This is a genomic window from Xanthomonas sp. LMG 12460, from assembly GCF_009192895.1.
GTDB lineage: Bacteria > Pseudomonadota > Gammaproteobacteria > Xanthomonadales > Xanthomonadaceae > Xanthomonas_A > Xanthomonas_A sontii.
In genome coordinates, this window is record NZ_NKUH01000017.1 from 1 (window position 1) to 12,802 (window position 12,802).

General features: G+C 68.9%; 12 protein-coding genes. 7 read left to right on the forward strand and 5 right to left on the reverse strand.

The features are described 5' to 3' along the window. The 3 genes from CEK66_RS03335 to CEK66_RS03345 all read right to left on the reverse strand — a co-directional run. Positions 1–982: DUF2272 domain-containing protein (locus CEK66_RS03335; protein ID WP_152235953.1), on the reverse strand; the 982-nt coding region annotated here is incomplete at its 3' end. A gap of 296 nt (positions 983–1,278) precedes the next feature. Further along, positions 1,279–2,157, reverse strand: coding sequence for a carboxylating nicotinate-nucleotide diphosphorylase (nadC, locus tag CEK66_RS03340; RefSeq protein ID WP_152235954.1), 879 nt, complete (start codon positions 2,155–2,157; stop codon positions 1,279–1,281). After that, positions 2,154–2,423 carry a Trm112 family protein gene (locus tag CEK66_RS03345; RefSeq protein WP_152235955.1) on the reverse strand — a complete coding sequence of 90 codons (270 nt, stop codon included), beginning with the start codon at positions 2,421–2,423 and terminating at the stop codon, positions 2,154–2,156. The genes nadC and CEK66_RS03345 overlap by 4 nt, the downstream gene beginning before the upstream one ends. A gap of 58 nt (positions 2,424–2,481) precedes the next feature. Between CEK66_RS03345 and purE the strand changes: the two genes are divergently transcribed. Together purE and CEK66_RS03355 are read left to right on the forward strand one after the other, a co-directional pair. Then, positions 2,482–2,985, forward strand: coding sequence for a 5-(carboxyamino)imidazole ribonucleotide mutase (gene purE / locus CEK66_RS03350; protein ID WP_017909417.1), 504 nt, complete (start codon positions 2,482–2,484; stop codon positions 2,983–2,985). Then, positions 2,982–4,130: a 5-(carboxyamino)imidazole ribonucleotide synthase gene (locus CEK66_RS03355; RefSeq protein ID WP_152235956.1), complete on the forward strand. Its 1,149-nt coding sequence runs from the start codon at positions 2,982–2,984 to the stop codon at positions 4,128–4,130. Before purE ends, CEK66_RS03355 begins: the two co-directional genes overlap by 4 nt. A gap of 97 nt (positions 4,131–4,227) precedes the next feature. Here the strand turns inward: CEK66_RS03355 and CEK66_RS03360 are convergent, their stop codons facing one another. Continuing rightward, complete coding sequence (locus CEK66_RS03360) at positions 4,228–4,806, reverse strand: Fe-Mn family superoxide dismutase (RefSeq protein WP_152182728.1); 579 nt, start codon at positions 4,804–4,806, stop codon at positions 4,228–4,230. 125 nt (positions 4,807–4,931) lie between these two features. Between CEK66_RS03360 and grxD the strand changes: the two genes are divergently transcribed. From grxD to ppnN, 5 genes are all read left to right on the forward strand, one after another. Continuing rightward, complete coding sequence (gene grxD, locus CEK66_RS03365) at positions 4,932–5,252, forward strand: Grx4 family monothiol glutaredoxin (protein WP_010342114.1); 321 nt, start codon at positions 4,932–4,934, stop codon at positions 5,250–5,252. Continuing rightward, positions 5,249–5,989, forward strand: coding sequence for an SDR family NAD(P)-dependent oxidoreductase (locus tag CEK66_RS03370; protein WP_152235957.1), 741 nt, complete (start codon positions 5,249–5,251; stop codon positions 5,987–5,989). Before grxD ends, CEK66_RS03370 begins: the two co-directional genes overlap by 4 nt. Beyond that, a complete protein-coding gene (locus tag CEK66_RS03375; protein ID WP_017907241.1) occupies positions 5,986–6,585 on the forward strand; it encodes a MarC family protein in 600 nt (199 codons plus the stop codon). Before CEK66_RS03370 ends, CEK66_RS03375 begins: the two co-directional genes overlap by 4 nt. 405 nt (positions 6,586–6,990) lie before the next feature. Further along, the gene (locus tag CEK66_RS03380; RefSeq protein ID WP_152236001.1) at positions 6,991–10,212 is read left to right on the forward strand and encodes a TonB-dependent receptor; all 3,222 of its coding nucleotides are present in this window, start codon (positions 6,991–6,993) and stop codon (positions 10,210–10,212) included. 113 nt (positions 10,213–10,325) lie between these two features. Beyond that, positions 10,326–11,714, forward strand: coding sequence for a nucleotide 5'-monophosphate nucleosidase PpnN (gene ppnN / locus CEK66_RS03385; RefSeq protein WP_017907239.1), 1,389 nt, complete (start codon positions 10,326–10,328; stop codon positions 11,712–11,714). On the opposite strand, the gene CEK66_RS03390 is transcribed toward ppnN, so the two are convergent. Continuing rightward, positions 11,704–12,741, reverse strand: coding sequence for a histidine kinase (locus CEK66_RS03390; protein ID WP_017911246.1), 1,038 nt, complete (start codon positions 12,739–12,741; stop codon positions 11,704–11,706). The two genes, ppnN and CEK66_RS03390, sit on opposite strands and share 11 nt — an antisense overlap. Between the last annotated feature and the right edge of the window lie 61 nt (positions 12,742–12,802).

Here is a 12,802-nt window from a genome sequence, read left to right on the forward strand (position 1 = left end):
GGACCGCACTGGCCGCGGGCGCGGCGGGCGTCGTCATCGGCGCGGCGGCGGGATCGGTCGGGGCGGTCGGCAGCAGCACCTGCGCCTGCGGTTGCAGCTTCAGCAGGGCCGACCAGTCCTGGCGATTGAAGTCGCACAGTTCCTCGTGGCCAGGCGTGCATTCGAGTGCGGCGCCTTCGTCGTTCTGGTCCTGGGCCAGCGGCGCATCCAGTTGCAGGCGCCCGCTGCGGTCCAGCTTGAGCTTGCGCATGGTCACCGCGTTGAACACGTTGCCGCCGATCAGGTACAGGGTCTGGTCGCCGCCGACATTGGCTGCGACCACGATGTCGCAATGCGATTCCCACGGCAGCGGGCGGCCGCGCGCCAGCGCCTCGCGCAGGCCGGCGGTGCCGACCGGCTGCCGGCGTCCGCGCAGGAAGCACAGCAGATCGCCGGGGGCAGGCTTTTCCTGCTGCGGGTCGGCAAAGCGATAGGGCAGGCCGTCGGCGCCGGCCTGGTAGGCGGCGCGGATGTAGTCGATATGCCGGATCGAGGTGTGGAAGCCGGCCACGCCGGCGCGCACCATCACGTACGACACGAAGGCTGCCGACCACGGGTTGTCGACGATGAAGGCGCGGCAGTCGTTTTCGCGGTAGCGCGACCCGTCCAGCTGCTGGCAGCTCTCGGCACCGTCGAAGCGGCCCATTGCGCCCAGCGTGCCGCTGTCGCGCCAGTAGGTGGCGACGCGCTGCCAGGCTTCGATGCCGTCGTCGGCAAGGTCGGCGCGCTCGGCCTCGGTGACGCGCAGGCCGGCCAGGCGGCCGTCGCGATCGATGAACGGGCGCCACCACAGCCGGTGCTCGTTGCAGGCGGTGCGCACGATCGCCACCGCCGCCGGGGTCAGGCCGAAGCGCGGCGGCAGATCGCAGACTTCCGCGGCCGCGGCGCGGCCGGCGGGAAACAGGGCGGCGACACACAGCAGCGCGAACCAGGGGCGGAACATCGGCGGACTCGGTGGGGACGGGGAAGCGCGCAGCGTCGCAGAGCGGCGTTGGCGAGGCCGTGAAGTGTAGGGCGTGCCGCGCGATCCAGGCAGATCGCGCCGTGCTGGCTAGCGCGTTTGCCGGCGGATCAGGCACTTCGCGATTTGCCCTTGGGGGTGGTGGGAATCACCCAGCGGGGTGGAAACGATCAACGTCGCGACTGGGCCATGCGTGCGGACATGCACGCATGGGATGTATCCGCATTCGCCGCGGGCTTGGAATGGGCGCGCGGTCGCCTCGTCGCGGCTCTGGCCGCCTACTGCGGCGGCGTTCCGAGTTTCAGCGACAGATCCACGGCCTGCACATGCTTGGTGAGTGCGCCGATGGAGATGCAGTCGACGCCGTCCTGCGCGATCGCGCGCACCGCCTCCAGGTCGACGCCGCCGGAGACTTCCAGCGGAATCGCGCGATTGAACGGTGCGGCCGTGGCGATCGCCACCGCGTCGCGGCGCTGTTCCGCAGTGAAGTCGTCGATCAGGATGCGATCGCAGCCGGCCTGCAGCGCTTCGCGCAGTTGCTCCAGAGTTTCCACCTCGACCACCAGCGGCAGCGCCGGCCACTGCGCGCGCGCGGCGGCCACCGCCGCAGGCAGCGAACCGGCGGCGTGGATGTGGTTCTCCTTGAGCATCACCGTGTCGTACAGGCCGATGCGGTGGTTGCTGCCGCCGCCGCAGCGCACCGCGTACTTCTGCGCCAGGCGCAGGCCAGGGAGGGTCTTGCGCGTGTCCAGGATGCGCGCGCCGGTGCCGGCGACCGCGGCCACGTAGGCGGCGGTGGCGGTGGCGGTGGCCGACAGGGTCTGCAGGAAGTTCAGCGAGGCGCGCTCGGCGCTGACCAGGGCGCGACTGCGCCCTTGCAGCAACGCCAGCACCGTGCCGGCGGCCACGCGCTGGCCTTCGGCCACCTGCCAGTCGATGCGGACCTGCGGGTCCAGCGCCTGGTGGCAGGCGTCGAACCAGGGGCGGCCGGCGATCACGGCGTCCTGCTTGCACAGCAGGTAGGCGCTGTCGGCGCGGTCGGGCAGCAGCGCGGCGGTGACGTCGCCGCTGCCGAGATCCTCGGCCAGCGCACGCGCGACATCGGCGGCGATCAGCTCCGCGGCGGGCGCCTGCGGCGGCGCCATGTCGCGGCTCATTTGGCCGGGAAATCGGCGAGCTGGGCGGTGCCGATGGCCTCTTCGGCCAGCAGCACCGGAATGCCGTCGTCGACGCGGAACACCTGCTTGCGGTCGCGGGTGATCAGGGCTTCGCGCAGCGGTTGCGCCTGCGCACTGCCATCGGCGCGCTGCACGCCGCCGGCGGCGATGGCGCGGTTCAGCGCCTCCAGGCCGCGCGCCTCCAGCAGCGCCAGCGGTTGGCGGGTGGCGGGCGAGCACAGCAGGTCGAGCAGTTTGCGGTCCATCCGGTCTTCGTCTTGCGTGGAAGACGGCTAGAATACGTCTTTAAGGCAGGGGACGGCCATGACCTCCAAGCAAACCGCGCCGCTCGTCGGCATCGTGATGGGTTCCCGCTCCGACTGGGAGACCATGCAGCATGCGGCGCAGAAACTCGATGCGCTGGGTGTGCCCTATGAAGTGAAGGTGGTGTCGGCGCACCGCACCCCCGACGTGTTGTTCTCCTATGCCGAGCAAGCGGCCGGGCGCGGCCTGCGCGCGATCGTGGCCGGTGCCGGCGGCGCCGCGCACCTGCCGGGCATGCTCGCGGCCAAGACCGCGGTTCCGGTGCTGGGCGTGCCGGTGCAGTCCAAGGCGCTCAACGGCATGGACTCGCTGCTGTCGATCGTGCAGATGCCGGCGGGTATCCCGGTGGCCACCTTCGCGATCGGCAATGCCGGCGCGGCCAACGCCGCGCTGTTCGCCGCGGCGATGCTGGCCCACGATCACGCTGAGATCGGTGCCGCGCTGGGCGAGTTCCGTCAGCGCCAGACCGACGACGTGATGGCCAAGGACGATCCGCGCCAATGACCACCGTCGGCATCCTGGGAGCGGGGCAGTTGGCACGGATGATGGCGGTGGCCGGCGTGCCGCTGGGCCTGCGATTCGCGCTGCTGGATCCGGCGGCCGATGCCTGCGCCGGGCAGATCGCGCCGCTGCGGGTCGGCGACTATGCCGACGAGACCGCGCTGGCCGCGTTCGCCGACGCGGTCGACGTGGCGACCTTCGATTTCGAGAACGTGCCTGCGGCCAGCGCCGGTTGGCTGGCCGGGCAGGTGCCGGTGTTCCCGAGCCCGGATGCGCTGGCCGTGGCGCAGGATCGCCTGGCCGAGAAGACCCTGTTCCGTGAACTCGGCATTCCCGTGCCGGCGTTCGCCGCGATCGACACCCGCGCCGATCTGGACGCGGCGCTGGCGCAGGTCGGCACGCCGTGCATCCTCAAGACCCGCCGGCTCGGCTACGACGGCAAGGGCCAGTTCCGCATCGCCTCCGCCGCCGACGCCGATGCGGCCTGGGCGGCGCTGGGCGCGCAGGCGGCCAGCGTCGGCCTGATCGCCGAGGCGTTCGTGCCGTTCCAGCGCGAGGTCAGCGTGGTGGCGGTGCGCGGCCGCGACGGCGAGTTCCGCACCTGGCCGCTGACCGAGAACTGGCATGTGCACGGCGTGCTGTCGGCCAGCCTGGCGCCGGCGCAGGCCGATGCCGCGCTGGAGCAGGCGGCGGTGGCGCATGCGCGTGCCCTGGCCGAACGCCTGCAGTACGTCGGTGTGTTCGCGCTGGAACTGTTCTGCCGCGACGGCGAATTGCTGGCCAACGAGATGGCCCCGCGCGTGCACAACTCCGGCCACTGGACCATCGAAGGCGCGGAGACCTCGCAGTTCGAGAACCACTTGCGCGCGGTGCTGGGGCTGCCGCTGGGCTCCACGCGCATGCGTGGCCATGCCTGCATGCTCAACTGGATCGGCGCGATGCCCGACGCCGCACCGGTCCTGGCGCAGCCCGGCGGGCATTGGCACGACTACGGCAAGCAGCCGCGCGAAGGCCGCAAGGTCGGCCACGCCACTCTGCGCGAGGACACGCCGGAGGCGCTGGCGCTGGCCCTGCAGACCGTGGGCGCGCAACTGCAGCGCGAGGCCCAGGTCGCCCCGGTGATCGCCGCGTTGCGCGGCGAGCGCTGAACCAGCAACAGGAGCGCCCAGGCCACGCCTGGGCCAGGAACCGGCAGCCACGGCCGCCGCTCCTGCGAATCTCCAATCCCGACTCCCCAATCCCCGCTTACCGCAGATTGGACGCCGCGAACTCCCAATTGACCAGTTTCCAGAACGCCTGCAGATAGCGCGCGCGGTCGCCGGGATGGTCGATGTAGTAGGCGTGTTCCCAGACGTCGCAGCCGAGCAGCGGCGTGTCGTCGCCGGTCAGCGGGGTGCCGGCGTTGGCGGTGCTGACCACGGCCAGGTTGCCGTCGGGACGCTGCACCAGCCACACCCAGCCCGAACCAAACAGCGCCAGGGCCATGCGCTCGAACTCGGCCTTGAACCGCGCCACGTCGCCGAAACTCCTGGTCAGGCGCTCGCCGAGCGCGCCGCCCGGTTCGCCGCCGCCGCGCGGGCGCAGGCCGCGCCAGTAGAACTCGTGATTCCAGACCTCGGCCGCTTCCTGGAACAGCCGGCCCTGCGCGCGCCGCAGCAGGTCCGGCAGCGCCAGCTCGGCCAGGTCGCTGCCGGCGAGCCGCGCATTGAGCCGTTCCACCAACGCGCGCTGGTGCTGGCCGTGGTGCTGTTCCACCGCGGCGGCGGACAGGTGCGGGGCCAGCGCCGCGGCGGCGTAGGGCAGGGGAGCGAGTTCGATGGGCATGGATCCTCTGGCGGTTTCGGGCGCGCGTCGCGGTACTGCCGCGCGCAGGGCTTACACTATGCGGCTACGCGAGAGTCTAGCCGACCGCCAAGGTCGTTCTTTCGCCCCAGCAGGAGAGAACCCGCATGCAGGTGATGGAGCGCATCCAGGCCGACGTCGAACGCCATCCCATCGTGTTGTTCATGAAGGGCACGCCGCAGTACCCGATGTGCGGCTTTTCCAGCCGCGCGTTGCAGGCGTTGCTGGCCGCCGGCGCCGACCGCCTGCACACCGTCAACGTGCTCGACGAGCCGGAGATTCGTGCCAATCTGCCGCGCTATTCGAACTGGCCGACGTTCCCGCAGCTGTTCATCCATGGCGAGCTGATCGGTGGCTGCGACATCACCATGGAGCTGTTCGAGTCCGGCGAGTTGCAGCGCATCGTGACCGAGGCCTACCAGTCGTGAGTGCGCCTGCGTCGCCGCAGGCCGGCGCGCTGGCGCAGCGGGTGGTCCTGGTCAGCGGCGCCGCCGGCGGGCTCGGCAGCGCTGCGGCGCTGGCCTGCGCCCAGGCGGGGGCCACCGTGGTCCTGCTCGGGCACAAGCCGGCACGCTTGAACCGCGTCTACGACGCGATCGCCGCGGTCGGCGCCGCGCCGCTGCTGTACCCGCTGGACCTGCTCGGCGCCACTCCGCCGGACTACGCGACCCTGGCCGAGCGCCTGCAGGGCGAGCTCGGCCGCCTGGACGGGCTGCTGCACTGCGCCGCCGACTTCTCCGGGCTGACCCCGTTCGAGCATGCCGATCCGGCCCAGTTCGCGCGCGCGATCCACGTCAACCTGACCGCCGCGGCCTGGCTGACCCAGGCCTGCCTGCCGTTGCTGCGACAGGCCGAGGATGCCGCGATCGTGTTCGCGGTGGACGATCCGGCGCGGGTCGGCCAGGCCTACTGGGGCGGCTACGGCGCGGCCCAGCACGGCCGCCGCGGCCTGCTGGCGAGCCTGCACGGCGAGCTGGCCGCCTCGCGCGTGCGCGTGTCCGGCCTGCAGCCGGGGCCGATGCGCACCGCCTTGCGCGCCCGCGCCTACACCCATCAAGAAGACCGCGACGCGGTCGATCCGGCGCGCTACGCCGACGCCTGCGTCGACCTGCTGTCGCCCGCTGGCGCCACGCACCGCGGCGCAATCTGGAATCCCCTGGCATGACCATCCTGTCGGCAGCGCTGCTGCTGTTCCTGATCCTCGACCCGCTGGGCAACATCCCGGTGTTCCTCAGCGTGCTCAAGCCGCTGCCGGCGCGGCGCCAGCGCGTCGTGCTGGCGCGCGAACTGCTGATCGCGCTGGGCGTGCTGATGGGCTTCCTGTGGGGCGGCAAGTACGCCCTGGAAGTGATGCACCTGCGCCAGGAGTCGGTGGCGATCGCCGGTGGCATCGTGCTGTTCCTGATCGGCATCCGCATGATCTTCCCGCGCCCGGAAGGGCTGATGGGCGAAATTCCCGACGGCGAGCCCTTCATCGTGCCGCTGGCCATCCCGCTGGTCGCCGGCCCTTCCGGCATGGCTGCGGTGATGCTGATGGGCAGCAACGAGCCGACCCGGCTGGGCGAGTGGAGCCTGGCGCTGATCCTGGCCTGGCTGGCGACCTCGGCCCTGCTGTTCTCCGGCACGCTGCTGTACAAGCTGCTCGGCATGCGCGTGCTGACCGCGGTCGAGCGGCTGATGGGCATGCTGCTGGTGGCGATCTCGGTGCAGATGTTCCTGGACGGGCTCAGCGCTTATCTGAAGCTGCCGGTCGCCGGCTGAGGTTGCATCGCGGCCGAGTCGGGGGCGCCGTGGGGACGGCGCGCTGGCCCCGGGCGGGCCTCGCTTCGAGCACGCCAGGCTGCTTGCTGCGGCCCCTTCAGGCGGCACGGGTAGGGGGCGTGGCCGGCGGCGGTCCCGGGCGGCCTTGCGTGCCTGTCCCGGCGTTGTCGCCGAAGCCCGCCAGGACTGGGATCGACGTCTTCTGATGTCCGCTTGTGCCGCGTTGTCACGGTTTGGCAACAAATTGGCCCTATGGTGTTAAACTCATGTTAACCCTTGCGGGGAATCGGCAAGGGTGACCAGCCCCCTCATTCCGCGGCCGTGCGTCCGTACCCCGCACGGCCTGCCATGCGCATTTCGTCAAACTCCATCGAGGCTATTGCAATGATTCAACCCCGTCTGCGGATGTCCAAGCTCACTCTGGGCCTCGTTGCGGCGCTGGCCGCGGCGCCGGTGTTCGCCCAGAGCACCTCCGCCGGTGTCGGCGGTGTGGTGACCCACGGCGGCCAGCCGGTCGCCGGCGCCGAGGTGACCATCACCCACGTCGAGTCGGGCACGGTCAGCCGCGCCACCACCGATGCCGCCGGTCGCTACAACGCGCGCGGCCTGCGCGTCGGCGGTCCGTACAGCATCACCATCACCAAGTCGGGTGACGGCACCAAGACCGAAGACGGCGTGTACCTGAGCGTCAACCAGAACGCCACCATCAACGCCGACCTGACCGGCGACATGGCTGCGCCGACCACGCTGGAGACGGTCAACGCGGTCGCCATCGCCACCGGCTCGGAAGTGTTCAGCGCCACCAAGATGGGCTCGGGCACCAACGTCGGCCGCGAGCAGATCGAAGCGCTGCCGTCGATCAACGGCAACATCCAGGACTACATGCGCCTGGATCCGCGCGTGGCCTTCGTCGATCGCGCCTCGGGCACGATCAGCGCCGGCGGCCTGAACCCGCGCTACAACTCGATCAACATCGACGGCGTCTCGGCCAGCGACACCTTCGGCCTGGAAGGCAACAACATGACCACCCGGCGTCAGCCGGTGTCGATGGAAGCGATCGAAGCCATCGACGTCAACCTGTCCAACTACGACGTCAGCATCGCCAGCGCCGCCGGCGCCACCGTCAACGCGGTGACCAAGTCCGGTACCAACGAGTTCCACGGTTCGGTGTACGGCAGCTATCGCGATGGCGACTGGTTCGGCGACAACCCGGACGGCAGCAAGTTCAACGGCTTCACCAAGGAGAAGACCTACGGCGCGACCTTCGGCGGCCCGATCGTCAAGGACAAGCTGTTCTTCTTCGCCAACTACGAGAAGTTCCAGCAGGACGCGCCGGGCCTCGACCTGGGCAGCACCGCGCTGGGCAAGGCCAACGCCAAGTACGGCATGGCCGACGTGACCCGCGCCCAGCAGATCGCCAAGAACTACGGCTTCGACGCCGGCACCCTGGACAGCGACGGCAACACCGACCTGAAGGAATACGCGCTCAAGCTGGACTGGAACATCAGCGACAACCACCGCGCCAGCTTCCGCTACAGCAAGCTCGACCAGAGCAAGCTGCGCATCAATGGTGCCGGCAACTCCAGCCAGGCCTCGCTGAGCTCGTACTGGTACCAGCACGAGAAGTCTGTCGAGAGCTACGTCGGCCAGCTGTTCAGCGACTGGTCCGAGAACTTCTCCACCGAGTTCAAGGTGTCCTACCGCGACTACTCCGCGATCCGCGTGGTGCCGACCAACGCGCCGAGCATCGCCGTGTACTTCGACGGTTCGGTCGCCAACCCGACCGGCGACGTGCTGTTCCTGGGCACCGAGACCAACTCGCAGGGCAACATCCTCACCACCAAGACCTGGAACTACTACGGTGCGGGCACCCTGACCCTGGACAACCACAACCTGAAGTTCGGCGTCGACTACAGCACCAACGACATCTACAACCTGTACGGCCGCAACACCTGGGGCGTGTACACCTTCTTCGGCCTGGACAACTTCGCCAGCGGCCGCTGGAGCTCGTACCAGCTCAACCAGGAGCGTAGCCCGGGTTCGATCGCGGCCGACTACAAGAACAGCAACCTCGGCCTGTTCGTGCAGGACACCTGGTACGTCAACAACAACCTGACCCTGACCCTGGGTCTGCGCGGCGATCGCGCGAGCGTGAGCCCGGATCCGACCTACAACGCCGCGGCGCAGGCCTACTTCGGCTACGACAACAGCAAGATCTTCAACGGCGATTTCCTGATCCAGCCGCGCGTCGGCTTCAACTACACCTTCGACACCGACCGTCCGACCCAGCTGCGCGGTGGCGTGGGCCTGTTCCAGGGCGATGCGCCGCAGGTGTGGATCGGCAACAGCTACTCCAACACCGGCTTCAACTACAACGCTTATAGCCTGACCACGTACGATCCGACGGTGCCGTTCAGCGCCAACAAGGATACCCAGCCGGTCCCGAATCGTCCCGGTTCGGCGACCCAGGGCGTGAGCTTCGTCGGCAACGACTTCAAGCTGCCGTCGCTGTACAAGGCCAACCTGGCCCTGGATCACGAACTGCCGTGGTACGGCATCGTGGCCTCGGCCGAGCTGCTGGTGACCAAGGTCAACAACGGCCTGTACTACAAGAGCCTGAACATCGGTCGCGTCAACAGCCCGGGCCAGGATCCGAGCCCGGCCTACTACGGTCCGGATGGCCGCGCGCTGTACTGGAACCCGGCGCAGACCGGTCGTCCGTGGGCCACTGGCAACAACCGCTACAACCGCAATCCGGCGTATAGCGACGTCTACCTGATCGACAACACCGACAAGGGCAAGACCCAGCAGTTCACCGTGTCGCTGTCCAAGCCGTTCAGCGAAGGCGGCGACTGGTCCTGGACCCTGGGCTACACCTACACCCACGCCACCGAAGTCGGTTCGCTGACCAGCTCCACCGCCAGCTCGGGCTGGGGCTACCAGTACGCCTTCAACGCCAACTCGGAAACCGAGAACACCTCGCGCTACGAGATCAAGGACCGGATCTCCGGCTCGCTGGACTGGAAGCACATGTTCTTCGGCGACTACGAGACCCGCGTGGGCCTGGTCTACGAAGGCCGCAGCGGCCGTCCGTACAGCTACGTGTTCAACGGCGACGCCAACGGCGACGGCCGTTCGACCAACGACCTGTTCTACGTGCCGAAGGGCCCGGGCGACGTGCTGTTCGGCACGCTGAGCAACACCGGTGCGTTCACCGCCAACCCGGCGCTGCAGCAGCAGTTCTTCGACTGGCTGGCCAAGAACCCGCAGCTGGCCAAGTACGCCGGCAGCTACGCCCCGGCCAACGGCTTCCGTTCCGGCTGGATCAACACCTTCGACGTGCGCATCACCCAGCAGCTGCCGGGCTTCTTCAAGGGCCACAAGTCCGAGGTCTGGCTGGACATCCAGAACGTGGGCAACCTGCTGAACAAGAAGTGGGGCCGGATCTACGACTACGGCTTCTACGCCGACGCCCGCGTCGCCAACCTGCAGGGCATCTACCAGGGCAAGTACGTGTACAACACCCTGTACACCGACCAGCCGACGGCCGCCAATGCCGACGCCGACGGCTTCAACACCGGCGTGTCGCAGTGGTCGCTGCAGCTGGGCTTCCGCTATCAGTTCTGATCGCGGCGCACGCTAGCTGAAGCGTTGGAAACGGCCGGGGCGACCCGGCCGTTTTCTTTTTGTGGGGGCTGACGTTAAAGTCGCCGGCTGACGACACCGACAAGACATTCGATATGACGACCAGCAATACGGCGGCGCGCGCGCTGCCGGTAGTGGATGCGCGGATCTACCCGCGCGGCGGCCTGGACATCCTCTCGCGCGTGGAAGTGGCGCGCCTGCGCGATGCCTCCAGCGGCGGCCTGCACGAACTGCTGCGGCGCTGCGCGCTGGCGGTGCTGACCAGCGGCAGCGCCTCGGACGATCCGCGCGCGGCGCGCGATCTGTATCCCGACTTCGACATCCAGGTGGTGCAGCGCGACCGTGGCGTGCGCATCGACCTGCTCAACGCGCCGGCGATGGCCTTCGTCGACGGCGAGATCATCAATGGCGTGGCCGAGCTGCTGTTCGCCGTGGTCCGCGACCTGGCCTACATGGCCATCGAGCTGGGCCCCGAATCCAGCACCGACCTGCAGTCCAGCGAAGGCATCACCAATGCGGTGTTCGGCCAGTTGCGCAATGCGCGCATCCTGCAGCCGACCGATCCCAAGCTGGTGGTGTGCTGGGGCGGCCATTCGATCTCGCGCGACGAGTACCTGTACACCAAACAGGTCGGCTACGAGCTGGGCCTGCGCGGGCTGGACATCTGCACCGGTTGCGGCCCGGGCGCGATGAAGGGGCCGATGAAGGGCGCCACCATCGCCCATGCCAAGCAGCGCAAGCACGACAACCGCTACATCGGCGTGACCGAGCCGGGCATTATCGCCGCCGAGTCGCCGAACCCGATCGTCAACCACCTGGTGATCATGCCGGACATCGAGAAGCGCCTGGAGGCCTTCGTCCGCATCGGCCACGGCATCATCGTGTTCCCCGGCGGTGTCGGCACCGCCGAGGAGATCCTGTATCTGCTCGGCATCCTGCTGCGCGAGGAGAACCGCGACCTGCCGTTCCCGCTGATCCTCACCGGCCCGACCATCGCCGCGCCGTATTTCGAGCAGATCGACCGCTTCCTGCGCCTGACCCTGGGCGAAGTGGCCACCTCGCGCTACGAGATCGTGGTCGGCGATCCGGTGGCGGTGGCGCGCAAGATGGCCGCCGGCATCCAGCACGTGCGCACGCACCGCAAGGAGCAGAAGGACGCGTTCTACTTCAACTGGTCGGTGGACATCCCGCTGGAGTATCAGCGTCCGTTCGAGCCGACCCACGAGGCGATGGCCGCGCTGGATCTGCACCATGGCCGTCCGCCGCATGCGCTGGCCGCGGACCTGCGTCGCGCCTTCTCCGGCATCGTCGCCGGCAACGTCAAGGAAGACGGCATGCGCCGGATCGAGCAGCATGGCCCGTTCGAGATCCACGGCGATGCGGACATGATGCAGGCCCTGGACGAGTTGCTGCGCGCCTTCGTCGAACAGCGCCGCATGAAGATCTCCGGCGAGTATCGGCCCTGCTACCGGGTCATGGCCTGAGTCCGATCCGGATCGTCGCGACGAACCAGGCGCCATCGCTGGCAGTGTGCAGCGAGGCGCCTTCCAGGCTGTCCAGGCGCGTGCGCAGTGCCGACAGGCCGACGCGGTGACCGCGGCCGATATGCGGCGACAGGCCGCCTATCGGCACCGGGTTGCGCACGCTGATCTCCAGGGCGCCGTCGCGTTCGCCGATGGCGATGCCGATCTCGCCGCCCTCGGCACTGCATTCGATGCCGTGGTGCACGGCGTTCTCCAGTAGCGGTTGCAGCGACAGCCGCGGAATCCGCACCGGTGCCGGCGCCTCCGGCACCTCCCAATGGACGCGCAGGCGTGGCCCGAAGCGGATCGCCTCGATGTCCAGGTAACGCCTGGCCAGGTCGATCTCGTCCTGCAGGTCGACCAGGTCCGGCGCGGCCAGCGCGGCGCGGAACAGATCCGACAGATCCATCAGCAGTTGTTCCACCTGTTGCGGTTGCCGGTGCACCAGCATCACCGCGGTATTGAGCGTGTTGAACAGGAAATGCGGCTGCACGCGCGCGGTCAGTGCGTCGATTTCGGCCTGCTTGGCGCGTTCGACCAGTTGCTTGATGCGCACGTGGTTGTGCAGCGCGGCCATGCCGAGCAGGCCGATCAGCAAGGCGATGCCGGACAACTGCAGCGACAGCGTCAGCCATGCGCGGTCGGAGAGCTGCCAGTAGTCGCCGAAGGCATAGAGAATCACGCCGCTGATCAGCCAGGTCAGTGCCTGCATCAGGCCCAGTGTGGCCACGGTGATGGACAGGAAGCCGCATCCGGCCAGCGCCCGGCGCAACAGCAGCAGGCTCGCCAGGGTCAGCAGCGCGACCCACTGGATGCCCAGCGACGCCAGCCCGAAGTAGACCCAGCGGCTCCCTGCCATGCCCGTGCCCGGGACCGGGGTCAGGGCCAGGATGGCCGCGATGCACTCGCCGGCCATCACGATCCAGATCAGGGTCGAGGGTTGCTTGAGGACCTGGAGCTGGTCCTTGGAGTAGGCGGAGGCGGGCATCGGGGTGGAAGGCGGTGGGGCAGGGCCGAGATGCATCATGCCGGCTGGCGCCCTGTCGCGC

Excerpts from the sequence above, each read along its gene's own strand:
- nadC (WP_152235954.1), bottom strand. The coding sequence starts at position 2,157 with ATGAGCCGCGACATGGCGCCGCCGCAGGCGCCCGCCGCGGAGCTGATC.
- CEK66_RS03345 (WP_152235955.1), bottom strand. The coding sequence starts at position 2,423 with ATGGACCGCAAACTGCTCGACCTGCTGTGCTCGCCCGCCACCCGCCAA.
- purE (WP_017909417.1), top strand. The coding sequence starts at position 2,482 with ATGACCTCCAAGCAAACCGCGCCGCTCGTCGGCATCGTGATGGGTTCC.
- CEK66_RS03355 (WP_152235956.1), top strand. The coding sequence starts at position 2,982 with ATGACCACCGTCGGCATCCTGGGAGCGGGGCAGTTGGCACGGATGATG.
- CEK66_RS03360 (WP_152182728.1), bottom strand. The coding sequence starts at position 4,806 with ATGCCCATCGAACTCGCTCCCCTGCCCTACGCCGCCGCGGCGCTGGCC.
- grxD (WP_010342114.1), top strand. The coding sequence starts at position 4,932 with ATGCAGGTGATGGAGCGCATCCAGGCCGACGTCGAACGCCATCCCATC.
- CEK66_RS03375 (WP_017907241.1), top strand. The coding sequence starts at position 5,986 with ATGACCATCCTGTCGGCAGCGCTGCTGCTGTTCCTGATCCTCGACCCG.
- CEK66_RS03380 (WP_152236001.1), top strand. The coding sequence starts at position 6,991 with ATGTCCAAGCTCACTCTGGGCCTCGTTGCGGCGCTGGCCGCGGCGCCG.
- ppnN (WP_017907239.1), top strand. The coding sequence starts at position 10,326 with ATGACGACCAGCAATACGGCGGCGCGCGCGCTGCCGGTAGTGGATGCG.
- CEK66_RS03390 (WP_017911246.1), bottom strand. The coding sequence starts at position 12,741 with ATGCCCGCCTCCGCCTACTCCAAGGACCAGCTCCAGGTCCTCAAGCAA.